General features: G+C 36.3%; 26 protein-coding genes. 17 read left to right on the forward strand and 9 right to left on the reverse strand.

What is annotated here, in order from left to right; all coding sequences use genetic code 11:
• Window positions 1-28: 28 nt before the first annotated feature.
• Window positions 29-994: an App1 family protein gene (locus I6U50_RS10995; RefSeq protein ID WP_198638865.1), complete on the reverse strand. Its 966-nt coding sequence runs from the start codon at window positions 992-994 to the stop codon at window positions 29-31.
• Window positions 995-1,062: 68 nt separating this feature from the next.
• Here I6U50_RS10995 and I6U50_RS11000 point away from each other — a divergent pair, with 68 nt between their 5' ends.
• On the forward strand, window positions 1,063-1,935 hold the full coding sequence (locus I6U50_RS11000) for a diacylglycerol/lipid kinase family protein (protein ID WP_198638866.1): 873 nt from the start codon (window positions 1,063-1,065) through the stop codon (window positions 1,933-1,935).
• A 251-nt stretch (window positions 1,936-2,186) separates the two neighbouring features.
• Here I6U50_RS11000 and I6U50_RS11005 read toward each other — a convergent pair whose 3' ends face one another.
• Together I6U50_RS11005 and I6U50_RS11010 are read right to left on the reverse strand one after the other, a co-directional pair.
• Window positions 2,187-2,831 carry a gluconate 2-dehydrogenase subunit 3 family protein gene (locus I6U50_RS11005; protein ID WP_198638867.1) on the reverse strand — a complete coding sequence of 215 codons (645 nt, stop codon included), beginning with the start codon at window positions 2,829-2,831 and terminating at the stop codon, window positions 2,187-2,189.
• Between the two features lie 10 nt (window positions 2,832-2,841).
• Window positions 2,842-4,545 (reverse strand): GMC oxidoreductase, encoded by a 1,704-nt coding sequence (locus I6U50_RS11010; RefSeq protein WP_198628564.1) that lies wholly within the window; start codon window positions 4,543-4,545, stop codon window positions 2,842-2,844.
• 149 nt (window positions 4,546-4,694) lie between these two features.
• Between I6U50_RS11010 and I6U50_RS11015 the strand changes: the two genes are divergently transcribed.
• The 9 genes from I6U50_RS11015 (at window position 4,695) to I6U50_RS11055 (ending at window position 13,907) form a co-directional block, all read left to right on the forward strand.
• Window positions 4,695-5,702: a sugar phosphate isomerase/epimerase family protein gene (locus tag I6U50_RS11015; RefSeq protein WP_198638868.1), complete on the forward strand. Its 1,008-nt coding sequence runs from the start codon at window positions 4,695-4,697 to the stop codon at window positions 5,700-5,702.
• Window positions 5,703-5,717: 15 nt separating this feature from the next.
• Window positions 5,718-6,953, forward strand: coding sequence for a nucleoside permease (locus I6U50_RS11020; RefSeq protein WP_198638869.1), 1,236 nt, complete (start codon window positions 5,718-5,720; stop codon window positions 6,951-6,953).
• Between the two features lie 22 nt (window positions 6,954-6,975).
• On the forward strand, window positions 6,976-8,115 hold the full coding sequence (locus tag I6U50_RS11025) for a Gfo/Idh/MocA family protein (RefSeq protein WP_198638870.1): 1,140 nt from the start codon (window positions 6,976-6,978) through the stop codon (window positions 8,113-8,115).
• Window positions 8,116-8,223: 108 nt separating this feature from the next.
• On the forward strand, window positions 8,224-9,279 hold the full coding sequence (locus I6U50_RS11030) for a sugar phosphate isomerase/epimerase family protein (RefSeq protein ID WP_193710792.1): 1,056 nt from the start codon (window positions 8,224-8,226) through the stop codon (window positions 9,277-9,279).
• 184 nt (window positions 9,280-9,463) lie between these two features.
• The gene (locus I6U50_RS11035; protein WP_193710791.1) at window positions 9,464-10,222 is read left to right on the forward strand and encodes a 3-keto-disaccharide hydrolase; all 759 of its coding nucleotides are present in this window, start codon (window positions 9,464-9,466) and stop codon (window positions 10,220-10,222) included.
• A 346-nt stretch (window positions 10,223-10,568) separates the two neighbouring features.
• A complete protein-coding gene (locus I6U50_RS11040; RefSeq protein ID WP_198638871.1) occupies window positions 10,569-11,780 on the forward strand; it encodes a bifunctional alpha/beta hydrolase/OsmC family protein in 1,212 nt (403 codons plus the stop codon).
• A gap of 97 nt (window positions 11,781-11,877) precedes the next feature.
• On the forward strand, window positions 11,878-12,474 hold the full coding sequence (locus tag I6U50_RS11045) for a superoxide dismutase family protein (RefSeq protein ID WP_198638872.1): 597 nt from the start codon (window positions 11,878-11,880) through the stop codon (window positions 12,472-12,474).
• Between the two features lie 102 nt (window positions 12,475-12,576).
• Window positions 12,577-13,107: an RNA polymerase sigma factor gene (locus I6U50_RS11050; protein WP_193710788.1), complete on the forward strand. Its 531-nt coding sequence runs from the start codon at window positions 12,577-12,579 to the stop codon at window positions 13,105-13,107.
• Window positions 13,107-13,907, forward strand: a complete 801-nt coding sequence (locus I6U50_RS11055) for an anti-sigma factor (protein WP_198638873.1) — start codon at window positions 13,107-13,109, stop codon at window positions 13,905-13,907. Before I6U50_RS11050 ends, I6U50_RS11055 begins: the two co-directional genes overlap by 1 nt.
• A gap of 294 nt (window positions 13,908-14,201) precedes the next feature.
• On the opposite strand, the gene I6U50_RS11060 is transcribed toward I6U50_RS11055, so the two are convergent.
• Genes I6U50_RS11060 through I6U50_RS11070 form a run of 3 tightly spaced genes read right to left on the reverse strand, consistent with a single transcriptional unit; the run spans window position 14,202 to window position 16,593 of the window.
• Window positions 14,202-14,954, reverse strand: coding sequence for a LytR/AlgR family response regulator transcription factor (locus I6U50_RS11060; protein WP_198638874.1), 753 nt, complete (start codon window positions 14,952-14,954; stop codon window positions 14,202-14,204).
• On the reverse strand, window positions 14,954-15,268 hold the full coding sequence (locus tag I6U50_RS11065) for a 2TM domain-containing protein (RefSeq protein WP_198638875.1): 315 nt from the start codon (window positions 15,266-15,268) through the stop codon (window positions 14,954-14,956). Before I6U50_RS11065 ends, I6U50_RS11060 begins: the two co-directional genes overlap by 1 nt.
• On the reverse strand, window positions 15,268-16,593 hold the full coding sequence (locus I6U50_RS11070) for a 2TM domain-containing protein (protein WP_198638876.1): 1,326 nt from the start codon (window positions 16,591-16,593) through the stop codon (window positions 15,268-15,270). Before I6U50_RS11070 ends, I6U50_RS11065 begins: the two co-directional genes overlap by 1 nt.
• Before the next feature lie 191 nt (window positions 16,594-16,784).
• Here I6U50_RS11070 and I6U50_RS11075 point away from each other — a divergent pair, with 191 nt between their 5' ends.
• Complete coding sequence (locus I6U50_RS11075; RefSeq protein ID WP_198638877.1) at window positions 16,785-17,219, forward strand: hemerythrin domain-containing protein; 435 nt, start codon at window positions 16,785-16,787, stop codon at window positions 17,217-17,219.
• 236 nt (window positions 17,220-17,455) lie between these two features.
• On the opposite strand, the gene I6U50_RS11080 is transcribed toward I6U50_RS11075, so the two are convergent.
• Window positions 17,456-18,763, reverse strand: coding sequence for an NAD(P)/FAD-dependent oxidoreductase (locus I6U50_RS11080; RefSeq protein ID WP_198638878.1), 1,308 nt, complete (start codon window positions 18,761-18,763; stop codon window positions 17,456-17,458).
• A gap of 180 nt (window positions 18,764-18,943) precedes the next feature.
• Between I6U50_RS11080 and I6U50_RS11085 the strand changes: the two genes are divergently transcribed.
• Window positions 18,944-19,438 carry an RNA polymerase sigma factor gene (locus I6U50_RS11085; RefSeq protein WP_193710781.1) on the forward strand — a complete coding sequence of 165 codons (495 nt, stop codon included), beginning with the start codon at window positions 18,944-18,946 and terminating at the stop codon, window positions 19,436-19,438.
• Between the two features lie 6 nt (window positions 19,439-19,444).
• Window positions 19,445-20,083, forward strand: a complete 639-nt coding sequence (locus I6U50_RS11090; protein ID WP_198638879.1) for a hypothetical protein — start codon at window positions 19,445-19,447, stop codon at window positions 20,081-20,083.
• Between the two features lie 193 nt (window positions 20,084-20,276).
• On the opposite strand, the gene lpdA is transcribed toward I6U50_RS11090, so the two are convergent.
• Together lpdA and I6U50_RS11100 are read right to left on the reverse strand one after the other, a co-directional pair.
• Window positions 20,277-21,683, reverse strand: coding sequence for a dihydrolipoyl dehydrogenase (gene lpdA / locus I6U50_RS11095; RefSeq protein ID WP_198638880.1), 1,407 nt, complete (start codon window positions 21,681-21,683; stop codon window positions 20,277-20,279).
• Between the two features lie 101 nt (window positions 21,684-21,784).
• Window positions 21,785-22,243 carry an Lrp/AsnC family transcriptional regulator gene (locus tag I6U50_RS11100; protein ID WP_193710778.1) on the reverse strand — a complete coding sequence of 153 codons (459 nt, stop codon included), beginning with the start codon at window positions 22,241-22,243 and terminating at the stop codon, window positions 21,785-21,787.
• A gap of 232 nt (window positions 22,244-22,475) precedes the next feature.
• Between I6U50_RS11100 and I6U50_RS11105 the strand changes: the two genes are divergently transcribed.
• From I6U50_RS11105 to I6U50_RS11120, 4 genes are all read left to right on the forward strand, one after another.
• Window positions 22,476-23,678 carry an aminotransferase class I/II-fold pyridoxal phosphate-dependent enzyme gene (locus I6U50_RS11105; protein ID WP_198638881.1) on the forward strand — a complete coding sequence of 401 codons (1,203 nt, stop codon included), beginning with the start codon at window positions 22,476-22,478 and terminating at the stop codon, window positions 23,676-23,678.
• 101 nt (window positions 23,679-23,779) lie between these two features.
• On the forward strand, window positions 23,780-24,358 hold the full coding sequence (locus tag I6U50_RS11110) for an outer membrane beta-barrel protein (RefSeq protein WP_198638882.1): 579 nt from the start codon (window positions 23,780-23,782) through the stop codon (window positions 24,356-24,358).
• Window positions 24,359-24,492: 134 nt separating this feature from the next.
• Window positions 24,493-25,980 carry a Na+/H+ antiporter NhaC gene (gene nhaC, locus I6U50_RS11115; RefSeq protein ID WP_198638883.1) on the forward strand — a complete coding sequence of 496 codons (1,488 nt, stop codon included), beginning with the start codon at window positions 24,493-24,495 and terminating at the stop codon, window positions 25,978-25,980.
• A 184-nt stretch (window positions 25,981-26,164) separates the two neighbouring features.
• Window positions 26,165-26,803 carry a peroxiredoxin gene (locus I6U50_RS11120; RefSeq protein ID WP_193710774.1) on the forward strand — a complete coding sequence of 213 codons (639 nt, stop codon included), beginning with the start codon at window positions 26,165-26,167 and terminating at the stop codon, window positions 26,801-26,803.
• Window positions 26,804-26,810 lie beyond the last annotated feature (7 nt).

Genomic DNA, 26,810 nt, shown 5'->3' on the forward strand with positions numbered 1-26,810 from the left:
GTTTTAGCAAATATAGGGTTCAAAAAAATTAAATAATCCCTTCTCTACGCGAATGTTCTATAGCTTTATGGCTATGTTTAAAGTAACAAATGCTAACCCCCAGACTTTCAATGTTTCTAAGAATTTCAGTGATATTAGGTTTTTTCTTTCTACCCGTTTGCCTAATATAAACCGCTTTTAAGCTCTGCGGAAAAATTTTACAAATACGCTCATAAATATCGGCATCTTTCTGAGAGTCATCGCCTAGTAGAACATAGGGAATATTAGGATAAAAAGATATAATATCTTTTATTTTTTCAAATTTATGATCGTGGCTTCCCCGCCCGGTAAATAAAAAATCTGAAATCCCAGTTTTAATCTTTTTGAGTTTTATGACCGCTTTGGGTAGTTCGTGCATTTTAGCGAACTCATTAACAAATTCATATAAATTCCACTCGCTACTGGAAACATAGAAAAAACTATTGGAAGCATGTTCTAAATCCTGGCCTGCCCGGCTTAATTGTTTGTAATGTTCTACCACATCGTCAAATGTCCGACGTTTATTGATATTCTTGGACAACATGACGTAAAGTTTCTTAAAAACACTGTTGCTATGGGAGATTAAGAATGTGTCGTCTATATCTGAAATAATACCATATTTAGAAGGATGAGGTTTTAAAAACTCACCTTTTTCTATCATCCCAAAATTTTTAATATTACAGCTCACCTCATATTCGTGCCAACCACTTTTTAAATCTTCAGAAAATGGAATGGAAAACCTAAAATAGCCATCTTTTAAAGTTTTAGTAGTAACCTCAATATCTCTAAACCTTAAAGTGATCTCTTTATTTTCTAAAGGACTAATGCGAAACATATGAATAATGGCCACCGCATGTTTAAGTCCGCGCCTATCCATCTTATACTTATCTGGCGCCCACGATTTAAATAAATGTCCATATACATTAAGCTCCTGGTCATTTACGTAACCGCGATAAAGTTTTAGATCTAATTTCAAAATTTTAGAATTTTATTGAATTTTTCTAATTCCAAAATAATTAATTTTAAGAACATATTTGAAGCTATATGAAAGAAATAGATAAGGTTTTACTGATTGTAAATCCCATTTCGGGAGGGATTAATAAAAGAAATATCAATCAAAAAATTGAGTCGGAGGTTAGTAAATTAAATGCAAAGCTAGAAGTTTACCAGACAACCGGTGAGAATGATCAAAAGAAAATTAAAAATTTGGTCGCCTCAGAGACCTTTGATAGGATTCTAATTGCCGGTGGCGATGGAACTATAAAGCTGGTAGCCGAAGCATTATTACCGCACAAAACACCTATTGCCATAATACCGGCCGGTTCAGCTAATGGGCTTGCCCTTAATTTAGGTATTCCAAATGATCTACAAGAACAACTAAATATTGCCTTTGGAAACACGGTAACCAAAATGGATGTATTGGAGATTAATGGCGAGCTATGTTTGCACATGGGAGACCTGGGAATAAATGCGGAGTTGATAAAAAATTATCAAAAATCTCGAATTAGGGGAAAAATGGGATATCTTCTTCAGTCTATCCCCACCCTATTGTATAGTAAATATCCATTTGAATTTGAGATTCAAATGGAAGATAAAAGTTTTACCAAAGAAGGAATCTTACTGGCTTTTGCCAATGCAAAAAAATATGGCACCGGTGCCAATGTAAATCCTAAAGGAAAAATTGATGATGGTGTCTTTGAGCTTCTTTTGTTTAAGAATTTCAATATGCTTGAAATCTTAAAAACTCTACGTAACGAAACCGAAGTGAATTCTGAATTTGTAGAGATAATTCCTTTAAAAGAAGCACGAGTCTATTGTAAAAATCCGGTTTCATTTCAAATTGATGGTGAATATATTGGTGAAGAAGAAGAAATTTATGTCAGAATTTCTCCTGAAAAACTGTCAATAATGACCTAAAAACATCGTGAAACAATCTGTACCACTATTTAAACAAACATTTATATAGCTTCTCAACGTTGCTTCAAAAAAGGGAATATGTTAATTACCTCGTGTCAAGCTAAAAGGGATTAAATACTATTTGATTTCGAGGCAAACCCTGAAGCATCAAGTCTCAATTATGGGTTGAACGCAATTAGCCAAACATTATAAAAAAGCCCTCAACAAAAATTATTGCGAGGGCATTTTTTTATATACTTAGCTTCCTAAACTTAAAGAGACATGGCCTTTCCGCCACCTAAGTCCTCAATCGGACCGCAAGGAATATATTCCCCCGGAATGGGATCGTACCACATTACATTCTCACCAATTTCTTCACTGGTTTTATAAGCCCATATTCCCATATTACGTACTTCTTGCAAATAGGCAAGAGAACCGGCATCGGCATCTAACGTAATTTCCAGATCTTTATCCTGTGGATCCTGGGTCTCGGTATTTCGTTTTGCTATCTCATCCCTCTCTGCTTGCGTAGCTTTTAAATATTTGGCCACAATTTGTTCATATTCTTCTAAACTGCCTTCACTTTCTTCTTTATTAAACTGACTTTTAAAAGCTCTGGAAAAAGCATCGGCAGATTCTTTAAAATTCTTCTGGCGTTCTTCAGAAGCTACTTCCTGCATATAAGAATCTATAAACTCAGCAATGTTTAGGTCTTCTGCTCCTGGTGTATCTGTTCTAGGTATAATAACCTCCAATATTTGTTTTAAAGCAAAACCATTAGAAACGCTTAGAAAAACGGGTTCCCAATTAGAACCGGATTCACCTTTACAACTTTGCAAAAGATTTAATGTTGCAGGGCCAACAACTATAGCTCCGGCTCCAAGTCCTATGTTTTTTAATGCCTGTCTTCTGTTCATAATCCTAAAATTAAGCGTTAGATGTTTTAAAGTTCTTTGAAGCATGGTCTGCCGCTCTTGCGGTCATCGCCATATAAGTTAATGATGGGTTTTGGCAACCGGCAGAGGTCATAAAAGATCCATCGGTAACATATACATTTGGAACGGCATGTATTTGGTTATTAGCGTTTAAAACCGATGTTTTAGGATCTCTTCCCATTCTGGCTGTCCCCATTTCGTGTATTCCAAGACCAGGTGCTCCTAAATAATCATAAGGCCTAACATCCCTAAATCCACCTTTCTCAAGCATCTCAACAGCCTGGTTTACCATATCCTTTCTCATTTTAAGTTCATTTTCTTTAAACTCGGCATCAAAAGTTACAGTAGGAAGGCCCCATTCGTCTGTTTTGTTATAATCCAGGGTCATTTTATTTTCATGATAAGGCAAAGTCTCCCCAAAGCCCATTAATCCCATAGTCCAACCTCCGGGTTTTACAATGGCTTCTTTCAACTCTTTGCCATAAGAGGCTTCAGCAATGCTTTGGCTCCAGTCTCCCCTACCGGCACCTCCCTGGTAACCATATCCTCGTTTAAAATCAAGATTATCTCCGGCTTTTAAGTTTCTAAATCGCGGTAAGTAAATGCCGTTTGGTTTTCGGCCTTTATAATATTGATCTTCAAAACCATCATACTTTCCTGAAGCTCCGGCGCGAAAGTGATGATCCATTAAGTTATGGCCTAATTCCCCACTATCGTTCCCCATACCATTCTCAAACCTATCTGATTTTGATTGCATTAGAATACTTGTGGAGGCAATAGCAGAAGCACAAAGAAAAATCACATTCGCTTTATATTCAATTTCTTCCTTAGTTTCGGTATCTATAACTTTAACTCCTGTAGCACGTTTTTTATCGGCATCGTACAGGACTTCGCTAACTATAGAGTTTGGTCTCAATGTCATATTGCCCGAACGCTCGGCTGCCGGCAAAGTAGATGAATTACTACTAAAATACCCGCCATAAGGACAACCTCTAATACAACGATTTCGGAATTGACAATTAGAACGACCTTCAAATTCCTTATTACCTGTAAGATGTGCAACACGCCCTGCTGTTAACACCCTACCATCACTAAAATTCTCTGACATACTTTTTCTAAGGTGGTCCTCTACGCAATTAAGTGGCATTTGTGGAAGAAACTTTCCATCTGGCAACTGACTTAAACCAAGATTTTCACCACTTACCCCTATATAAGACTCTACATAGTCATACCAGGGTGCAATATCTTTATATCGAATGGGCCAATCTACTCCGTGACCATCAGTTTTATTCGCAGTAAAATCTAAATCGCTTAAACGATAACTATGTCTTCCCCACATAATAGACCTACCTCCCACGTGGTAACCACGCATCCAATCGAATCTTTTAGTTTCATTATAAGGGTGCTTAATATCATCTACGAACCAATGTGCACTGGCTTTATTGGTAGTGTAACCTGTACGGGATTGCTTCTCCTGGCGTTTCTTTTCCTCCCTTGTTAACTGTCCTTTATGCTTATAATCCCAGGGATCATCGTTCATTGTAGGATAATCTTCAATATGTTTTACCATACGCCCCCTTTCCAACACCAGGGTTTTAAATCCTTTTTCACTAAGCTCTTTCGCGGCCCAACCACCGCTAATTCCGGTACCTACGACTATTGCATCATAAGTGTCATTTTCATAATAATTGCTCACTCTCCTGTAGTTAATTAATAATTTAGTTAATCGAATCCTTCCAAATATATAAATTTATGCTTATAATTTTACTTCTTTAAAAAAAAGTATACTTTTAAGATTCCAAAAATATCAGTAAAATTACATTTCGTAACACTTAAACTTATCTTATGAAAATTACCTCAACCAATTTTTTTTCAATTTCCCTTATGTTTTTATTATTCCTCGGAATTTCTTCCTGTAAAGATCAAAAATCACAAAAAGAAAGTACGGCAACCACCGAAGCTAGTTCAGAAGTAACTAAAGAACCTTTTTTTAAACTTTCTCTAGCACAATGGTCTCTTAACAAACCTATTTTTGCAGGCGATTTAGACCCTATGGATTTTGCTGAAAAAGCAAATGAATTGGGTTTTGAAGGTATTGAATATGTGAGTAGTTTTTATGCGCAAAAGATTAAAGATGCCGAAAATCCTGAAGAAGCTTTGCAACAGGTCTTAGATACTCTAAAAGTAAAAAGTGAAGAATTTAATGTAGAAAACGTATTAATAATGGTTGATGGTGAAGGCGAATTGGCCAGTCCAGACCAAAACGAACGTGAAAAAGCAGTTGAAAATCATAAAAAATGGGTTGATGCCGCTAATTACCTGGGAGCCGAGTCAATTAGGGTAAACCTTTTTGGTACCGACGAACCGGAAGAATGGAAAACCGCTGCAACTAAAGGATTAAAAGCCCTTAGTGAATATGCAGCAGAAAAAAATGTTAACATTTTAGTTGAAAACCACGGTTACCTATCCTCCAATGCTGCACTATTAGTAGAAGTTATTGAAGATGTTAATATGGAAAATTGTGGGACACTACCTGATTTTGGAAATTTCTGCCTTAAAAGAAAAGGTGGTGAGCGTTGGGACGCCTCTTGCGTTGAAGAATACCCCAAATACCAGGGTATAGAAGAAATGATGCCTCACGCTTTAGCCGTAAGTGCAAAATCTTACGATTTTAATGAACAAGGCGAAGAAACCACGCTGGATTATGAAAGAATACTTAAAACTGTATATGACGCAGGATACACCGGATTTATTGGTGTAGAATATGAAGGTCAAAATTTATCTCCAGAAGAAGGTATTAAAGCCACCAAAGAGCTTTTAATAGAAGTTGGAAGTAAACTAAATAATCAATAGAAGTAACCGGAGATAATGAAAATTTTAACCAGAATTCAACTTTCAACCATGATGTTCCTCGAATTTTTTATTTGGGGCGGATGGTTTGTAACCTTAGGAACATTTTTAGGACAAAATTTAAGTGCTACCGGTGCACAAACAGGTATGGCTTTTTCTACACAATCATGGGGGGCCATTATAGCTCCCTTTATAATTGGATTAATCGCCGACCGCTTTTTTAATGCCGAACGTATTTTGGGCTTCCTTCATCTTGCAGGTGCAGTTTTGCTTTATATGATGTTCCAATCTGAAGATTTTACTAATTTCTATCCCTTTGTATTAGGTTATATGATTATTTATATGCCTACCCTGGCTTTGGTAAATTCTATATCCTTTTACCAAATGACAGACCCTTCCAAACAATTTTCCGGAATTAGGGTTTTTGGAACCCTTGGATGGATTATTTCGGGAGTGGTAATTAGTCTTGTATTTGGCTGGGACTCTGCTATAGCCCGCGAAGAAGGAATGCTAAAATATACCTTTTTAATGGCTGCAGTTGCTTCTGCTATTTTAGGCTTATTTAGCTTTACACTGCCTAAAACCCCTCCCAGCAGTAAAGGGGAAAAAGTTACGTTATCTGATATTTTAGGCCTGGAAGCACTTGCTCTACTTAAAGGAAAAAACTTTTTGATGTTTTTTATTTCATCGGTTTTAATTTGTATCCCATTGGCCTTTTATTACCAAAATGCCAACCCATTCCTTTCAGAAGTTGGTATGGAAGATCCAACTTTTATGATGTCTATTGGCCAAATTTCTGAAGCCTTATTTCTTTTGTTATTGCCTTTCTTTTTTAAGAAATACGGATTCAAAATTACTTTACTTGCCGGAATGTTAGCCTGGGTGGTACGTTATTTACTATTCGCTTATGGCGATGCCGGAGAACTTACTTTTATGCTAATTATAGGAATTGCACTCCACGGTATTTGTTACGACTTTTTCTTTGTTTCCGGGCAAATCTATACCGATTCCAAAGCCGGGCCAAAAATTAAAAGTGCTGCGCAGGGCTTGATTACCCTGGCTACTTATGGTGTAGGTATGTTAATTGGTTTTTGGGTAGCAGGACAAATAAGTGATTTTTATCTAAACGCCGATGGTAGTCACGACTGGCAACAAATATGGGTAGTTCCCGCAGGATTTGCTTTTGTAGTAATGATAATATTTGCTATTTTCTTCAAAAATGAAAAAATAGAAAAAAAAGATATTGAAATATAACACAGTAAAAGAATAGAATAGTATGGGTAAAAAAATAAAATTAGGAGTTTTAGGCGGTGGTGGTGATTCCCTTATCGGAATTTTACACCGGGTAGCCTCTTCTATGTTTGATAAATTTGAGTTTGTAGGAGGCGTTTTCAATCCTGAGTTAGACGAAAGCAAAAAGTTTGCGAAGGAATTGGGGATTGGAACCGATAAGGTTTATAAAGACCTGGATCATTTAATTACAGAAGAAACAAAACTACCGGAAGATGAGCGTATAAAAGTGGTCTCTATTCTAACGCCAAATTTCCTGCACTTCCCTATGGCCAAGCAGCTTTTGGAAAATGGATTTCACGTGATTTGTGAAAAACCAATGACCACTACTTTTGAAGAAGCTAAAATTCTTGAAGAAACCCTCAATAAATCGAAAACTATTTTCGCGGTCACCTATACCTACACAGGTTATCCAATGATTCGCCAGATGAAAGAAATGATTGCCGCAGGCGAGATTGGAGAGGTTCAAAAAATAGATGTACAATATTACCAGGGTTGGATAAACCCTATAATTCATGATAAGGATCAAAGAAACAGTATTTGGAGGCTCGATCCCGAAAAAGGTGGTATAAGCTGTTGTATTGGTGATATTGGAACACACGCCTTTGATATGATTGAATACGTTTCGGGGCTTGAGGTAAAAGAACTTTTAGCCGATTTAAACTATGTGTATTCAGATAATAAAATGGATGTAGATGGTACTGTGCTGCTTCGCTTTTCAGATTATGTAAAAGGAGTACTAAGATCCAGCCAAATTGCAACCGGGGAAGAGAATAATTTTGCCGTAAAAATCTACGGAAAAAAAGCCAGCTTAAAATGGGAACAGGAAAACCCAAATTACCTCTATAAATTGGAAGATGGGCAACCAATAAAAGTTTTAAAACCCGGGCACGAGTATAATTCAGCACTTTCGCTAGACGGAACAAAATTACCTCCGGGACATCCCGAAGGCATTTTCGATTCTATGGGTAATATCTACAAAGGAGTAGCAAAAGCTATTAATGGCGAAAAATATCATCCGGCAGAGTTCCCTACGATGAAAGATGGAGTACGCGGAATGAATTTCATTGAAAAAGTAGTAGACTCCCATAATAAAGGGAACGTTTGGGTGAAATTAGACTCATAAAATTTTAGTTAGATGAACCAGCATAATGCTGGACATAAAATAAGTAATATACAGGTAAGTAATTTAAACCTGTAAAAATTCCCACTTTGGGTTCAGAATTATAAAGAGATGAAAACAGTAAAAGGACCTGCGGTTTATTTAGCACAATTTATGGATTCGAAAGCGCCATTCAATAGTTTGGATGGTTTATGTAAATGGGCTGCAGATTTAGGATACAAAGGAATACAAATCCCCACCTGGGAATCGGCTCTAATAGATTTAAAGAAAGCCGGTGAAAGCAAAGAGTATTGCCAGGAGATTAAAGGAAAAGTAGCTTCTTATGGTCTAGAAGTTACCGAGCTTTGTACTCATTTACAGGGCCAACTTGTAGCGGTACATTCAGCTTATGATACTATGTTCGATAATTTCGCTCCAAATGAAGTTAAAGGCAATCCAAAGGCAAGAACCCAGTGGGCCGTAGAACAATTAAAAAGCGCAGCTCGTGCCAGCAGGAATTTTGATTTAGATGTGCACGGAACTTTTAGCGGTTCACTGCTTTGGCATACCGCGCACCCCTGGCCACAAAGACCTGAAGGCCTGGTTGAAATGGGGTTTCAGGAACTCGCAAAACGATGGTTGCCTATTTTAAATGAATTTGATGAACAGGGAGTTGATCTTTGTTACGAAATTCACCCGGGTGAAGATTTGCATGATGGGGTAACTTTTGAGCGTTTCCTTGAAGCCACAAATAATCACAAAAGGGTAAATTTACTGTATGATCCCAGTCATTTTGTGCTACAACAACTAGATTATATTTCGTATATAGATCATTATCACGAATTCATAAAAATGTTTCATGTAAAAGATGCCGAATTTAACCCTACCGGAAAAAAAGGTTCGTTTGGTGGCTATGGTGACTGGATAGACCGTGCGGGAAGATACAGACATCCGGGAGATGGCCAGGTAGATTTTAAAACTATATTTTCTAAATTAACCGAATATGGCTGTGATGTTTGGGCGGTTCTTGAATGGGAATGCTGCATTAAATCGCCAGAACAGGGTGCGCGTGAAGGTGCGCCTTTTATTAAAAGTCATATTATTGAAGCTACCCAAAAGAAATTTGACGATTTCGCAGGCAGCGAAGTTGATGAAGAGAAATTAAAACGAATCTTAGGAATTAACTAAATTTATAAAATAAACCCTATATTATTTCAAATATAAATTAAGAAGAGTTGTAATTCTCTTAAATAAGTTGCCTTTTGGAAAACTAACGAAGCAATAAATGATTTTATTTGATTTCGAGCCAAGCCTCGGAGTCCTGAAAATTATTCGGATAAATCTCTATTATTGAGCAAAAAACCAAAAACCAATGAAGAAAAATATTTTAATTTTAGGAACCTTAGCCATATTATCTACCTCCTGTAAATCTGATAAAAAAGATGAAAAAACACAGGAAGCCGATAAAACTGTAGATACTACCGCCATGGCAAATAATGAAGATAATTGGACCCATTTGTTTAATGGCGAAAACCTTGAAAGTTGGAAAGCTTTTAATGCCGATTCAATATCAGACCAGTGGCAGGTAAAAGATGGGGCTATCGCTTTCACCCCGGCAGAGGGAAAAAGAGAAAGCACAGAAAACCTTATTTCTAAAAACTCATATGCCAATTTTGAACTCTCATTAGAATGGAAAATTTCAGAAGCAGGAAACAGCGGGATTATGTGGGGCGTTCAGGAAAGTGAGGAGTTTTCTGAACCTTATTTAACCGGTCCTGAAATTCAAATTTTAGACAATAAACTGCATCCTGATGCCAAAAACGGTCCCATAAGGCAGGCCGGAGCTCTTTATGATATGATGCCACCCAGTGAAGATAAATCACGTAATGCCGGAGAATGGAACAAAACTGTTATAAAAATTAACCATAAAACCAATAAAGGTTCGGTTCGTTTAAATGGTACGCTAATTACAGAATTCCCTGTTCATGGTGAAGAATGGGATAAACTGGTAGCAAACTCTAAGTTTAAAGATTGGGAACACTTTGGAAAAACCAAAGAAGGCCATATTGCTCTTCAGGACCACGGAGACAAAGTGTGGTTTAGAAATATTAAAATTAGAGAATTAGATTAACCTGATTCCTGTTTTATAATTGGGGCTGTTTGAAAAGATTTTAAAACCGTCATCCTGAATTAATTTCAGCTTGACGAAAATATACTCTTCAGACAGCCTCTTTTTTATTTTAGTACTTGTACTAAACAATTTGTAAATTATCAAGAAACCTGTTGGGAAACCTACAAATTTTTAAGTAAACTACCTTGGGGTAAGCCCACGCGACATTCGTTGGAAACAAATTTTTAATTTCGAGGCAGGCCTCGGATTATTGCACCCTTTGGCGGTGCCCATAAAAAGATTTTTAGGTTTCAAGACATGTCTCGAGGTCTTGATACTTAAAGCTTATGAAGTAAAAAATAAAGTAATGAGAACCGAAAAAGTAAATTTTAAAAACAACCAGGGTAATGATTTATCGGGCTATCTAGAACTACCAATAGACCAGGATCCTCATAATTTTGTTCTTTTTGCTCATTGTTTTACCTGCAATAAAAATTTCTTTGCGGCTAAAAATATAAGTAGAACCCTCGCACAAAACGGTTATGGCGTCCTAAGGTTTGATTTTACCGGACTGGGTGAAAGCAAGGGCGATTTTGCAAATAGTAATTTTTCAGGAAACATACAGGATTTACTTGCGGCTGCTGCCTATTTAGAGCAGGAATTTAAAGCACCCGGCCTTTTAATTGGGCACTCCCTTGGTGGTGCCGCAGTATTATTTGCTGCAAAAGACTTACAATCGGTTAAAGCAGTAACTACTATTGGCGCTCCCTCTACCACCGCGCATGTTCAACATCTAATAGAAGACAGTGTAGAAGAGATTGAAAGAAATGGCAACGCAACAGTGAATATTGGCGGAAGAAGCTTTAACCTTAAAAAACAATTTTTAGAAGATATTGATAAACATGAATTAACCTCTTATCTAAACAAGCTTAAAAAATCGCTTTTAATTATGCATTCGCCGCAAGATAAGATTGTAGGCATTAAAAATGCCGAAGAATTATATATAGCAGCAAGACATCCAAAAAGTTTTGTTTCTTTGGATGGGGCTGAACATCTTTTAAGTAATAAGGAAGACGCAACTTATGCCGGTAATGTAATCGCCACCTGGGCTTCAAGGTATTTAAGCATTCCGAATAAAGAAATTCCAGAATCTAATGCCGATGTTGTAGCGGGCTTAGAAAAAGAAGATGCTTTTACCACAAGAATGAAAGCAGGAAATCATAGCTTTTTGGCAGATGAACCTATAAGCTCTGGAGGGAAAGATTATGGCCCTACCCCCTATCAATTTTTATCTTCAGGTCTGGCTGCCTGTTCCTCCATGACGCTTCAAATGTATGCTAAGAGAAAAAAATGGCCTCTTGACGATGTAGAAACCCACGTGTATTACTCAAGGGAACATCAAAAAGACTGCGAAAATTGTGAAAAAAGCAATACCAAAATCGATACTTTTAGAAGAGAGATTAAGCTCTATGGAGATTTAGACAAAAAACAAAAAGAGCGTTTACTGGAAATTGCAGACCGTTGCCCCGTGCATAAAAGTCTTACTTCAACCACAACTATAAAAACCAAATTGATCTAAACCAGGCTAAGGGTTGTTAACCTATCCTTAAATCTTTTGGCTATACCATGCGATAAAATTAATTTAGCATTGTTAAATCTAAAACCAATCATAGATTATGAAACGAATAAGTTTATCATTAGTATTTTGCGCCTCTTTATTTATTATAGGTTGTAAAAACGAAAAGAAAGAAAATGAAACAGAAAATGCTGCCGAAACAGAAATGAATTCTGAAATGGATAGCATGGAAAAAGAAGAAGAAATTAAAGAGATTACCGTGCCTTTAGAGCCTAAAAGTGGAAGTGATCTAGGTGGAGAAGTAACTTTCACTCAAGAAAATGGTGAAGTTACTATGGAAGCGACCATTACAGGTTTGGCTGAAGGAAAGCACGCAATACACATTCACCAAAAAGCAGATTGCTCTGCTGAAGATGGAACCTCTGCCGGGGGCCACTGGAACCCAACCAATGAAAAACACGGGAAATGGGGTGATGCCGAGGGCTACCACAAAGGCGATATAGGAAACTTTGAAGTTGATGCCAATGGTGAAGGAACTATTAGTATGACAACCGATGAATGGTGTATAGGTTGTGAAGACGATAACAAAAATATTGTTGGAAAAGCGATTATTGTACACGATGGTGTAGACGATTTTACTTCTCAACCTTCTGGAGCTGCTGGAACCAGAGTTGGATGTGGAGTTATAAAAATGTAATCTTTTTTACATAATTTTAATAAAAAGCGGCAAAATGCCGCTTTTTATTTTTTTGAGGCGAGAGATTTACATACTTTTACTGGGCAAGCCACATACTACTTTATGCAACAAGATGCTTTAATTCTAGAACTTCAAAACGGTAACCAGCGTGCCTTTGAACGTATTTATCATTTGTATTCAGAAAGCACCTATGGTATTATTTATAGTATAGTTAGGGATGAGAGCATAGCTGAAGAAGTACTACAGGATGTATTCTTAAAAATTTGGGACAAAGCCCCAAGCTATAATTCTAATAAAGGCCGGTTTTTCACCTGGATTCTTAATATTGCCCGAAATGCTGCCATAGATAAGATAAGGTCTAAAAGTTTTAAGAACAATCAACAAAACCTTACGTCTGATAATTTCGTAGATATATTAGAGGCAAAAACAAATTTCTCTGAAGCAGTAGATGCTATAGGCCTAAAAAAGTATGTTAAAGCTTTAAAACCGGTTTGTAAGAAATTAATAGATTATCTTTTTTTTAAGGGATATACACAAAAAGAAACTTCAGAAGAATTAGATATGCCACTGGGTACGGTAAAAACCCGTAATAGAATTTGTATCGATAAGTTAAGAGCAATGGTTATTAAGTAATGGATATTAAAAAGTACATATCATCTGGAATCCTGGAACTCTATGTTTATGGCGCGCTTTCTGAAAAAGAAAGTCGGGAGGTAAGCCGTGTGCTTAAAAAATACCCGGAAGTTAAAACCGAAGTAGAGGAGATTGAAAAAGCTCTACTCAATTTATCGGCTGCTACTGCACCTAATAATGCAGAACATTTAATTACCAGTATAAAAGATAAATTAACCGGAACACCTGCAAAAACTACTCCTGAAAGACCGGTTAAAACCATAAGTTGGATTACCTATTCCGGTTGGGCAGCTAGTTTATTATTACTTATAGGACTTTTTACCTTCTTTAACCGTACCAATAATTTAAGAGAAGAATTACGTACAGCACAAGCCAGAAATGTGCAAATGGAAGAGCAAATTGCCAATGCCAGGGAGAATGCAAAAGATGCTGAGGAATTACTGGCAATTATTAGGGATAAAAATGTACAGCACATCCCATTAAGGGGGCAGGAAGTAGCTCCGGAAGCTTATGCCTCAGTATACTGGAACACCCGTGATAATACCGCTTATATAGATGCAAAAGACCTTCCTGAACCACCAAGAGGAAAAGTTTACCAGGTATGGTCCCTCACCATGCAACCACTTACCCCTACCAGTATAGGTTTACTGGCAGATTTTAAAGCCGATGACAATAAAGTTTTTAGTCTTGAAAACCAAAACCAGTCTGAAGCCTTTGGAATTACTTTAGAACCTGAAGGTGGTAGTGAGACTCCAACTATGGATCAGCTATATGTTTTAGGTACCGTAGCCGCTCCATAAACAAACATCTTATTATTTATTAAAAAGGAGACTGAGCCCTTAGTGAAAACTAAACTAGAAACACTTTCTAGAAATAGAACATTGATAAACAAAAAGCCAGTATCTCTTAATTCTAATTCATAAAAAATAAAGGCCTGCTGTAAATCATACAGCAAACCCTTACTTAACCAACCAAAAAAAATTCAAGAAAACCGGGGCTAGTAGCAAATTAGATTTGAATTACCCCACTGTCTAAAGATATATACGTAAAAACACAGCTTTGGGTTTTGTTTACTTAGATTTTAACACTGTTATTTAAGAAATCCAGTTTTTAAAATCTCGCACACGCTCCCTGCTTACGATTAGTTGAAACTCTTTAAAAGTTTTCAGCTTAATCTCTAATCGACTATTGGTATAGCTAATAATATCTTCTATACAGTTAATATTAACGATAGATTTTCTATTAATTCTAAAGAAATTTTCAGGATCTAGTTCGTTTTCCAGATTTTCTAGCGAGAGTTCTACCGGGTAATTCCTTCCGGTATTAGTAGTTAGGTAAGAAGTCTTATTTTCTGAATAAAAACAACAAATATCTTCGGTATTTATAATCTTTAAATGCTGGCCCACCTGAATCGTAAAACGAGATTTATAATCTGGCTTTGTTCCTGTTTCCAGGATTTTCTTGAAAGCATCAAAATCTATTTTTGGTGAATTTTGCAGATAATTTTCTCTAAACTTGGTTACAGCATTGGTCAATTCTTCCTCATCTATAGGCTTCAACAAATAATCTACGCTGTTCAGTTTAAAGGCTTTTAGTGCATATTCATCATAGGCTGTGGTAAAAATAACGGCACTATTTATTGTTACTTCTTCAAAAATTTCAAAAGAGATGCCATCACTTAATTGAATATCTAAGAAAACCAGGTCTGGTGCAGTATTTTCATTAAACCAGGCAATTCCTTCATTCACCGAATGCAACATCACGTTTACTTCTAAACCGATTTTATTTAGCATTCTTTGCAAACGCCGGGCAGCAGGTTTTTCGTCTTCTACAATTACTATTTTCATTACTCCCAACGCTGCTTTTCTTCTTTTTCCATGTATTCCCTTACTTTCCGTTCTTCCCATTTCTTTCCAAAAATAAAATTAGGTCCGAAAACACTGGCCCAATGAGCAAACAATCCTATCCCCCAAAAGAAGATGGTGCTATAATTTGATAAATTAGATAAGCCACTTATAAATCCTTCATCCAGAGTGGTGACAACAAAAATGGCGATATTTACGAACAGATAAATTATGAGATGAACACAAAAGCCTTTAATGTCCTTTACCCTTTTTTGAGCTGACTTATAACTAAAATTCTCTTTATAATTAGTTTTCATTATTCCCAGGATTTTGTTTTTAGTTTATCTTTATCCATTATTTCCTGAATCTTGCGCTCTTCCCACTCTGAACCATATCCAAATACAGAGAACCCATGAATTGTTAGCCCAATCCCCCATCCAAATAACGGAAACCAGAACCATTGGAAGCCCCAGTATGTGCTATAATTTATAAAAATTAAAAATGGGATTACCACGCAATAAGAGATCAAATTCCCATAAAATTCTTTCATCTCTTTTACTCTTTGTTTTGCTTTAAAATAAGCATTTTCCTTATTGATTTCGTTTGTTTCCATAATTGATATTTGTTTGGTTAACACAGGAATTTTTACCCTAAAAATTTCTTCAGTTTGATTTATTAATACTTTTCTTTGCGTAATTTCATTGTACCTATTTACAATATTTTGTAGACCCACGCCTTTTCTATTACTCAATATTTCTTTCTTCTGATAATTGTTCTCGACTATAAGAAATTCGTCTTGTTCATAAATTCTTATTTTCAGAGGGCGGTTTTCACTTACAATATTATGCTTAATGGTATTTTCCAATAGTAGCTGAAGGGAAAGAGGCACCACCTTGGCTTCTTCATTGGAGATTTCTTCGGGTATTTCAAATTCAATGCTGTTTTCGAAACGCATTTTCAATAATTTCATATACGTACTGGCAAATTTTAATTCTTCCTCGAGACTCACTAACTCTTTATTTTTTTGCTCCAGGACATATCGATAAATTTTAGACAAGCCGGTTGTAAATCGTTGCGCCTGATCTGGATTTTCATCTATAAGTGAAGCCAGCACATTGAGACTATTGAATAAAAAATGCGGATCTAATTGATTTTTAAGTGCATCAAATTTTGCTGAAGCAGCCCCGGCAATAATTTTCTGTTCTTTAACCTTTTTTTCCTGTAAAGCCTTATAGAAATATATAAGATGGAAAAACAGGGAAATAATGGTGGTAAAAAGTAGCGGAAACAGGTAATTATTTATTCTCTCATTTGTCCAAAACTCCTGTAATGGGATTCCGTTATAAACCACGTAATGCAAAACCCGGCAAAAGAAATAGCCTATTAAGGTTATAATAATAGACCCAAATGCTCCAAACAGGACTTTTTTTAAAGTGGCTTTTTCCCAGGTTATTTTTTCACCAAACCACCAAAAGTAAAGTCCGTTAATTAAAGTGAGTATAAAGCTGTATGTAAAGAAGATAAACCAGATTTCTAAATTCCGGAATTTCTCGAATTCAAAACCGCCAAAAATTAATTCTAAACAGATAATAAATACCGCAACCCCAAGACTTATTTTTAATATTTTCAGAATAAACTTCATCTATTTTTAAATTAGAACACTAAAATGGGTTAAAGCAATTTATACTACTAATTATTATTTCTGAATTGTAAAAAAACGAACCTGAACTGTCATTTCTTTAGAATCGATTTAAACTGTTAATCAAAAAACATGGTTTACATATTTCTTAACATATAAATCAATAATTTAGGACTTCAACCAATACCTAAATTATGAATATTTTTGAAGCTTTACGACAGGAGCATGAAATACAGCGACATCTTGTTGCCAAGTTAGTAGAAACCCACGGCGATACCCAAGAGCGTAAAAAGATTTTTGAACAATTAAAACACGAGTTAAAGATTCATGCAGATGCCGAAGAAAGGCATTTTTATATTCCTTTAATAAAAAAAGACCTTACCCAGGAAAAAGCCAGACACAGTGTAGCTGAACATCACGAGATGGATGAGCTTATAGAACAACTGGAAGACACAGAGATGGATGCTTCCAACTGGCTTAAAAAAGCAAAAGAATTGGAGCATAAGGTAATTCATCATTTAGATGAAGAAGAACAGGAAGTTTTTCAAATGGCCGGAAAAGCGCTAACCGATAACCAAAAGCTTTCCCTTGCTGAAGATTACAATAAAGAAATTAAGAAAATGAGATAATTGAAAAAGCCAATTAATAAGCTTTCGGAATAAAGTAAATTAAGGAAAGTCAGACTAAGTAAAAGAGATTGTTTGAAAAAGTTTATTCTTGTCAAGCTGAACTTGTTTCAGCTTCTAACATGTTCTTTAATTATCATCATATTAGATCCCCGATAAAGAATCGGGGCAGGCTCTGAAATAAATTCAGGATGACGTTCTTAAAAAATTCTCAAACAGTCTCTTTCTCTTTTTTCTATTTATATCTCTTCTTTATCTAATTTCATTTGTTTTTCATAGCCTTTAAAAGGCCTAATAATTAGTCGGGCCGCTTTATCATAATTCCAATAATTATAGAGCCAGTTAAAGAAAGTCACCAAACGATTTCTAAAGCCAATAAGAAACCAAAGGTGCACAAACATCCAGATAAACCAAGCCATAAAGCCGCCAAAAGAACCTTTATCTAAATCTACTACCGCCTTATTTCTTCCTACCGTGGCCATAGTCCCTTTATCTTTATATTTAAAAGGTTCCAGGGTTTTACCATTCACAATATTCATAATATTAGCGGCCAGGTGTTTTCCCTGCTGAATTGCCGGCTGAGCAACCATTGGGTGACCCTTTGGATAATCTTTGGTTTGCATTAAAGCAATATCACCTATGGCAAAAATATTTTCGTATCCTTTAATTTGATTAAAAGCGTTCACCTCATATCTATTGGCCTTTTCTACCAATGCCCCGGCCTTTAAACCTTTAACCGGTGCCCCTGTTACCCCGGCTGCCCAAATAAAAGTCTCTGTTTTTAATTTAAGATCGGTATTGGTGGTTACCAAATGCCCATCATATTCCTTTACCATAGTATTTAAATGAACTTTCACACCGAGTTCTTCCAAAAACTTATGAGCTTTCTTAGAAGATTTTTCGCTCATTGGGGGTAAAACCCTGTCCAGTCCCTCTAAAAGATGAATATTCATTTCATTAGGATTAATATCGGGATAATCGTTAGGGACAATATGGTTTTTAAGTTCGGCTATGGCACCGCTTAATTCTACCCCGGTTGGTCCGGCACCCACTAGCACAAAATTTAGCAGTGCTTTTCTTAATTCAGGATCATCGGTAATTACCGCCTGTTCCAAATTCTCCAGGATCAAACTACGAATATTTAGGGCCTGTGGAACCGTTTTCATCCACATTCCGTTTTTCTCAATACTTTCATTTCCAAAGAAATTGGTCTTAGATCCCGTTGCGATTATCAGGTAATCGTAAATTAAATCTCCAATAGAAGTTTCAATAAGGCTTTTTTCAGGATTTATAGATTTTACTTCAGCCATCCTAAAAAGGCATTTCTTGCTGTTTCGTGTAATTTTACGCATCGGGTACGCAATAGAATCTGGCTCTAAACCGGAGGTAGAAACCTGATAAAGCAAAGGTTGAAATGTATGGTAATTATGCCGATCTAGAATTACAGTTTGTACGTCCTCGCCTATCAATTTTCTTACCATGGCCATTCCTGCAAAACCGCCACCAATAATAACGACTCGAGGTAAATTTGTTCTTGGAATATTCATAAAACTTGGTTTTTCTCCAATAATTAGAGATTATAAAATACCACAATTATCGCGGTAGTGCCTTCAAATTTAAGTTTTCTGGTTCTTTAGTGGAAAAAATAAAGTCTCATTAACGCGAATTTATACTTTTTTGTAACATTGCAGGTACTTGCGCTACATATAAGTTGCTAACCAATTATTGTGAACAAGGAATTAGAACATCAATTTGTAACCAACCTGGAAAGGCACCAGAATATTGCACATAAAATTTGCCGTATTTATACGAATAATCAAGATGCGCATAACGATCTTTTTCAGGAAATAACCATTCAGCTCTGGAAAGCTTACCCAAAATTTAGGGGCGAAGCAAAATTTAGTACGTGGATGTACCGGGTGGCACTTAACACTGCTATTACGTTATACCGAAAGAAAAAAAGAAGTATACCTACACAAGATTTTGATACGGTAGATTTTAAGATTAAAGCAGAAGAATATGACGATGAAACCGAGCAACAGTTAAAAGTAATGTATGCCGCAATTCAGGAATTAAATGATATTGAAAAGGCACTTGTTTTTTTATATCTGGAAGATAAAAATTACAGGGACATTTCTGAAACCCTTGGTATTACTGAAGTAAATGCAAGAGTGAAGATGAATAGGGTAAAAACAAAATTAAAGAACATTTTAAATCCGTAGTGAATAATGGATGGATTGGATTTATTAAAAAAAGACTGGAAAAAACGGGAAAGCAGCTTACCCCATCTTTCCTATAACCAAATATACCAAATGCTATGGAAGCGATCTTCTTCTATAGTAAAATGGATTTTTGTAATTAGTATTATTGAATTTTTATTCTGGGCACTTATTACGGTTTTTATGGCAGACCATGAATATTGGGAGGAAATGGAGCGTATTCATCTAAAAGAATTTACCGTAGCCACCTATGTAATTAATTACGGCATTACTTTTTTCTTTATTTTTTGCTTCTATAAAAACTACCGAAAAATATCTTCTACAGATAATGCAGCTCAGTTAATGAAAAATATTTTACGAACCAGAAAAACCGTAAAGTACTATATAGGTTATATTTTGATTTCTACAGCATTAGTTGCTTTAATCTATACCTATTTTATGATGGATTATCATATTTCAAGCACTACAGTAGAAGATATCGAAAAGTACAGTTTTACTCCTTTACAATGGCTCATGTTTGCCGCAATAATGATTGGAGGACTTGTTGTGTTTCTTGGATTAATATGGCTATTTTACCGGGTTATTTATGGAATTCTACTGCGAAGATTAAATAATAACTATAAAGAATTAAAAAAATTGGAAGTGTAGATTCTCATTTAAAAGCTACTTTTATTTTACCTAATTCATATTAAAAGTTAGGAGGTCTACTAAGCTTAGACCCTGAAACGAGTTCAGAATGAGATTTCTAGCCTAAAGGGTTGTTTAAATCTCAGAGGATAAAATAGAAAACGGCTGTTTGAAAAAATCAAACAGCCGTTTTTATATAACTATTAAAAACTACTTACACATGAAGCGCTCGATTTTCGGTAGCGGCAAGAGCAGCTTCCTTAACGGCTTCAGCATAGGTTGGATGTGCGTGGCTCATTCTGGCAATATCCTCAGCAGAGGCCCTGTATTCCATTGCGGTAACAGCCTCGGCAATAAGATCGGCGGTACGTGCACCAATCATATGTACGCCTAAAACCTCATCGGTTTTTTCATCGGCAAGAATTTTCACAAATCCGTCTGTATCGCCACTTGCCCTGGAACGTCCAAGGGCGCGCATTGGGAATTTTCCTTCCTTATACTTCACACCTTCTTCCTTAAGTTGTTCTTCGGTTTTTCCTACTGCGGCAACTTCAGGCCAGGTATAAACAACACCCGGAATTAAATTGTAATCAATATGTGGTTTTTGTCCCGCAATATTTTCAGCAACAAAAGTTCCTTCCTCTTCGGCCTTATGGGCCAGCATCGCACCTTTTACCACATCGCCAATAGCATAGATATTATCTACATTGGTTTGCAAATGTTCGTTTACTTCAATTCTGCCTTTATCATCTATTTTTACTCCGGCAGCATCAGCATTTAATCCGTCGGTAAAAGGCTTACGTCCAACAGAAACAAGGCAGTAATCTGCTTTTATTTCAATTTCCTTATCCTTTTTATCATCTGCCTTTATAATAATCTCGTCTCCCTTACGCTCTACCGATTTCACCTTAGTAGACGTATGGAATTTTACACCTTGCTTTTTAAGCACCTTTTGAAGCTCTTTTGAAAGCGCAGCATCCATAGTAGGAATAATTCTATCTAAAAACTCTACTACGGTAACCTCGGCTCCCAAACGACGGTAAACCTGGCCTAGTTCCAAACCAATTACACCACCGCCAATCACGACCATGTGTTTAGGAATTTCTTTTAATTTTAAAGCTTCAGTAGAAGTAATCACTCGTTCTTTATCCAGCTCGATAAAAGGGAGGTTAGCCGGTTTTGAACCTGTGGCAATAATGGTTTTAGCCGCCTCAATGGTTTCGGTTTCCCCATCGTTTTTTGTAATATTGATATGGGTTTTATCCTTAAAAGAACCTACACCTTCAAAAACATCTATTTTATTTTTATCCATCAGGAACTTCACCCCATCACAAGTTTGACTTACCACTGAAGATTTACGCTCCATCATTTTCTCAAGGTTTACTTTTACCTCTCCCGGAATATCTATCCCGTGCTCTTCGAAATGTTTTACAGCATCGTGGTAATGGTGAGAAGAATCCAACAATGCTTTACTTGGAATACACCCTACGTTAAGACAGGTTCCTCCCAAAGTTGAATATTTTTCTATGATAGCAGTTTTCATTCCCAGTTGTGCGCAGCGTATAGCGGCCACATAGCCTCCGGGGCCAGAACCTATAACTGCAACATCATATTTACTCATAATTTTAGTTTTTGTATTATTTTTTTAATAAAGTAAACACAAAAGTACAACTATTCAAATCAATGACCAATGAAGGAATTATACATTCTAAAATTTAGAAATCAAAGGTTTATTGCAGTTGTATTTTTTACAGGACTAATTACAAAGGTGCTTTGGGTACTGCCAATATGGTCTAAATTAGTAAGCTTTGTCACCATAAATTCCCGATAAGCTTCCATGTCTTTTACAAGGACTTTTAAAATATAATCATATTCTCCACTAACGTGATAACATTCCAAAACTTCGGTAAGTTTAGTGACCTCAGCTTCAAACTTGGTGAGATAAGACCGGGAATGTTGAATAAGTTTTATTTGGCAGAAAACCATAAAATCCTTTGCTACCTTTTGAGGAGCAACAAGCGCTACGTATTTTGAAATCACCCCCTCCCTTTCAAGTCGCTTTATACGTTCAAAAACCGCGGTAACCGAAAGCTGCAACTTGTTGGCAATTTCTTTATTGGTCATTTTACTATCCTGCTGCAGGTGTTTTAATATTTGAAGGTCTTTCTGGTCTAAATTCATTGTTGATTTATGTTGGAGCATTAATACTATAAAATCGATAGAGCTATATTTTCGCTGAAATTTATCTGGACCTTAAATGAAAAATTTTCTAAAGTATTGGAAATTTAAATTAAATATAGAATTTAATTCTAAAAAACTCAATTTAAACAGTTTTATTTACTAATTATATAATTTTAAATTGATTTTAATTCTTTATAAGTATATTTTTATAGGAATTTAAAATAACATAAAGATGAAATATAAACCTGCCGATAAAATTCAAGATCTTCAATACTTTGGAGAATATGGAGGCGTAAATCCTTCTATCTCTGATTCTTCTACCTATACTTTTCTTTCAGCAAAAACCATGTTCGATACTTTTGAAGGAAATGCTGAGGGTTGTTACCTATATTCCAGGCATTCTTCACCATCAAATTTATATTTAGGCGAAGCGCTTGCCGCTATGGAGGGTACTGAAACCGCGAATGTAGCGGCTAGTGGCATGGGAGCTATCACCTCTACCCTACTTCAATTGTGCCAGGCCGGTGACCATATTGTTTCCAGCAGAACGGTATATGGTGGCACTTATGCATTCTTAAAAAATTTTATTCCGAAATTTAATATTCAAACCTCCTTTGTAGATATTACCAATCCCGAACAGGTTGAAGCTGCCATTACCAAAGACACAAAAGTCCTGTACTGCGAATCGGTAAGCAATCCCTTGTTGGAGGTGGCCAATATTGAAGTCCTTGCCAAAATTGCCAAAAAACATAAACTGAGTTTTGTGGTAGATAATACATTTTCCCCACTTTCAATTAGTCCTAAAGAATTGGGTGCCGATGTGGTAGTGCATAGCTTAACCAAATTTATAAATGGCAGCAGCGATACGGTTGGCGGAGTAACCTGCGGAACACAGGATTTCATCAATGCACTTCGCAGTGTAAATGATGGTGCAAATATGCTGTTGGGACCAACGATGGATAGTATGCGAGCTGCTTCAGTTCTAAAGAACTTAAGAACTCTACACATTAGGATTAAACAACATAGCAAAAATGCTATGTTGTTGGCTGAAAAATTTCAGGAAGATGGATTAAGAACCGTTTACCCCGGATTAAAAAGTCATCCCGGCCACGAAACCTTTAAAAAAATGATGAATCCCGATTATGGGTTTGGAGGTTTATTGACCATAGATGTTGGCAGCCTTGAAAAAGCCAACGAACTAATGGAACTGATGCAAGAAAAAAACCTGGGCTATCTGGCCGTAAGCTTAGGTTTTTATAAAACACTTTTTAGTGCACCCGGAAGTTCCACTTCTTCTGAAATTCCAATAGACGAACAGGAAAAAATGGGCTTAAGCAATGGTTTAATTCGATTTTCTATTGGTTTGGACAACGATATAGAACGCACTTATAAAATGATGAAATCCTGTATGCAGGAAGTAGGCATTTTAAAATAGAACACTCACAGAAGTTACCTGAAAGTTCGAATGTACAGTTGATAATCAATGACTGTATTTTCGAACTTTTTCTTTTTTGTATATTCACAAAAAATTAAACTTTGAAGAAACTTCTACTCCCCCTGTTTTTTATACTTTTTTCCTTTACTGCTTTTTCTCAAACCCAAAACGAGATACGACTATACTATGGATTTACCGGTAGTGATTTGTTTACAGAAGATAATCTTGATGGAGCTGCCAGTTATGATATTGAAAACACGTATGAATTTGGGTTTAGGTATTTGCTTGATGTGACCGATAATATAGCCCTGGAAACCGGGCTCAATTACTGGCGGGGAGAAGTATTAATAACCTCGGCGCCTATGCCCGGGCAAACTACGCGCACCGAAGAATTACAAACTACCTCTATACCCATTTTTGCCAACTTTCGTTTTTTAGATTATTTTTTCGTGAATGGCGGCCCCGTGATGGATTTTCAGGGATCGGAAAGTGAATCTGTAGATCCACAAGCGGGAATTGGTGTAGGCTTTGGCCTGGGTGCACAATATGCATTTAGCAAGTTTAGTGTTTTTATAAATCCAAACTTTAGAAGGTATGCCGTTATTCCTTTTGAAGAAGAAAGCAATCATCAAAAACTTACTTCATTTGGTGTGCAACTTGGACTGGGCTATAAATTTTAATTAAATTATAGTTTTAAGGAAAACTTGCTCATTTTCGTGTAAAATCGTAAAATTACCAGCGAAAATTAAAATTTAATTAATATAATTTCAACTAGAACCTCGTAAAAAGGTTTCATCTTATATTTCATATCTTAATGGAAAATCTGGACTCGTCTCAAACTGAACAAATTTCTACCAATAAAGAACTTGGCATTTGGCCTGCATTAATTCCTGTTTTTGCGCTTATTATTATGCTTGCTTTTAATGTTTTTGTTTTTGGCGACGACTCCTTAAGTGGCTCCAATCAATTTATCCTGTTATTGGGGGGTGCTGTAGCTGCCGTTGTTGGATATTTCAACAAGGTAAAATATGAGAAAATGATAGACGAAGTTGCCGGTAACATCCAAAGTACGGCGGGGGCTATTCTTATTCTTTTAATGGTAGGCGCCCTGGCAGGGACCTGGCTTATTTCAGGCATTATACCTACCATGATTTATTACGGCCTACAAATATTAAATCCTACCATATTTTTAGCAGCCTGTGTAATTATTTGTGCTGTTATTTCGGTGGCTACAGGAAGTAGCTGGACCACCTCTGCAACCGTGGGTATTGCCTTAATAGGTATAGCCGAAGCTTTAGGCATTTCGGTAGGTATGACTGCCGGGGCCATTCTTTCCGGAGCTTATTTTGGGGATAAACTATCGCCTTTAAGCGATACTACAAACCTGGCACCCGCAATGGCAGGAACCGATTTGTTTACCCATATTAGGTATATGACCATAACCACGGTTCCAACCATAAGCATAACCATACTTATTTTTATAATTATAGGACTTAATTTGGAAACATCAGGGACTACTGACACTTCTGCTATCCTGGCTTCAATAGAAAAATCTTTTAAAATTACTCCCTGGCTTTTTCTCGTTCCGGCCATTGTGATTGCCTTAATCGTTAAAAAAACCTCTCCTTTAATCGCTCTTTTATTGGGAACCCTCTTAGGGGCTATTGCTGCCCTACTCTTTCAACCGGGCATAGTTGCGCAAATTGCAGGCACTACAGATTTAGATTTTGTTAGTGGTTATCGTGGGGTAATGAATGCCATTACGGTAGATACTGCGGTAGAAACCGACAATAAAAACCTAAATGACCTATTTTCTTCCGGAGGGATGGCAGGAATGCTTGGAACAATCTGGTTAATTATTTGCGCTATGGTTTTTGGTGGAATTATGGAAGCCATTGGAGCGCTGGCAAGAATAAGCAGGGCGCTATTGAATTTATTTCATACCACATTCGGCTTATTTGCCAGTACGGTTTTTAGCTGTTTAGCCTTAAATGCAACCGCTTCAGACCAATATTTAGCTATAGTGGTTCCCGGAAAAATGTTTGCTAAAGCTTACCGCGATAAAGGCCTGGCCCCAGAGAATTTAAGTAGAGCCTTAGAAGATTCTGGAACTGTTACTTCAGTACTAATTCCCTGGAATACCTGTGGCGCATATCATAGTGGAGTTTTAGGCGTGCCTACATTAAATTATGCAGGATATGCCTTCTTTAATTATTTGAGTCCGTTTATGACTTTACTTTTTGCCGCTTTGGGTATAAAAATTAAAGAGCTAAGTCAATCAACTAAAACTCAAACTGCTTAAAATTCAACAATAATAGGGCTTAAAGGGATAAATAAGATTTAATTATTAAAAAACTGAATACGCATAAACAAAAACTATCACTAAATAGGATTTTAAAATTTGAATAACTTTTTTCTACGGAATCATTCCCTAAATTTGTACTCAAATAAGAAAAAAAAGTTAAACCAATAAAAATAGAAGTAATATGTCTTTAGTAGGAAAAAAATTCCCAAATTTAAGCGTAAATGCAATGGATGAAATGGGTGATACCTTTCAATTAAACATTTTGGAAGAAGCTCAGAAAAACAAGAAAAAAGTATTGTTATTCTGGTACCCAAAAGATTTCACCTTTGTTTGCCCTACAGAATTACATGCTTTCCAAAAAGCTGCAGAAGAATTTGAGAAAAGAAATGTAATGGTGGTTGGTGCTTCTTGCGATACACCTGAAGTACATTTCGCCTGGTTAAATACTCCAAAAGATAATGGTGGAATTGAAGGCGTTAAATATCCAATTCTTGCAGATTCTAACAGAAACCTAAGTTCTCGTCTTGGTATTTTAGATATTACCGGTGAATCTTATGATGAAGAGACAGGAGATGTTACTTTAGAAGGAGACAATGTAACTTACCGCGCTACTTACCTTATTGATGAAGAAGGTAAAATTTTCCACGAAGGAGTAAACGACATGCCTCTTGGTAGAAACGTAGCTGAATTTTTAAGACTTGTAGATGCATATACGCACGTACAGGAAAAAGGTGAAGTATGTCCTGCAAACTGGGAAGAAGGTAAAGAAGCAATGAATGCCAATAGAGATGGTGTTGCTTCTTACTTAAGCTTGAATTAAAAAAAAG

The organism is Salegentibacter maritimus, assembly GCF_016236975.1.
GTDB lineage: Bacteria > Bacteroidota > Bacteroidia > Flavobacteriales > Flavobacteriaceae > Salegentibacter > Salegentibacter maritimus.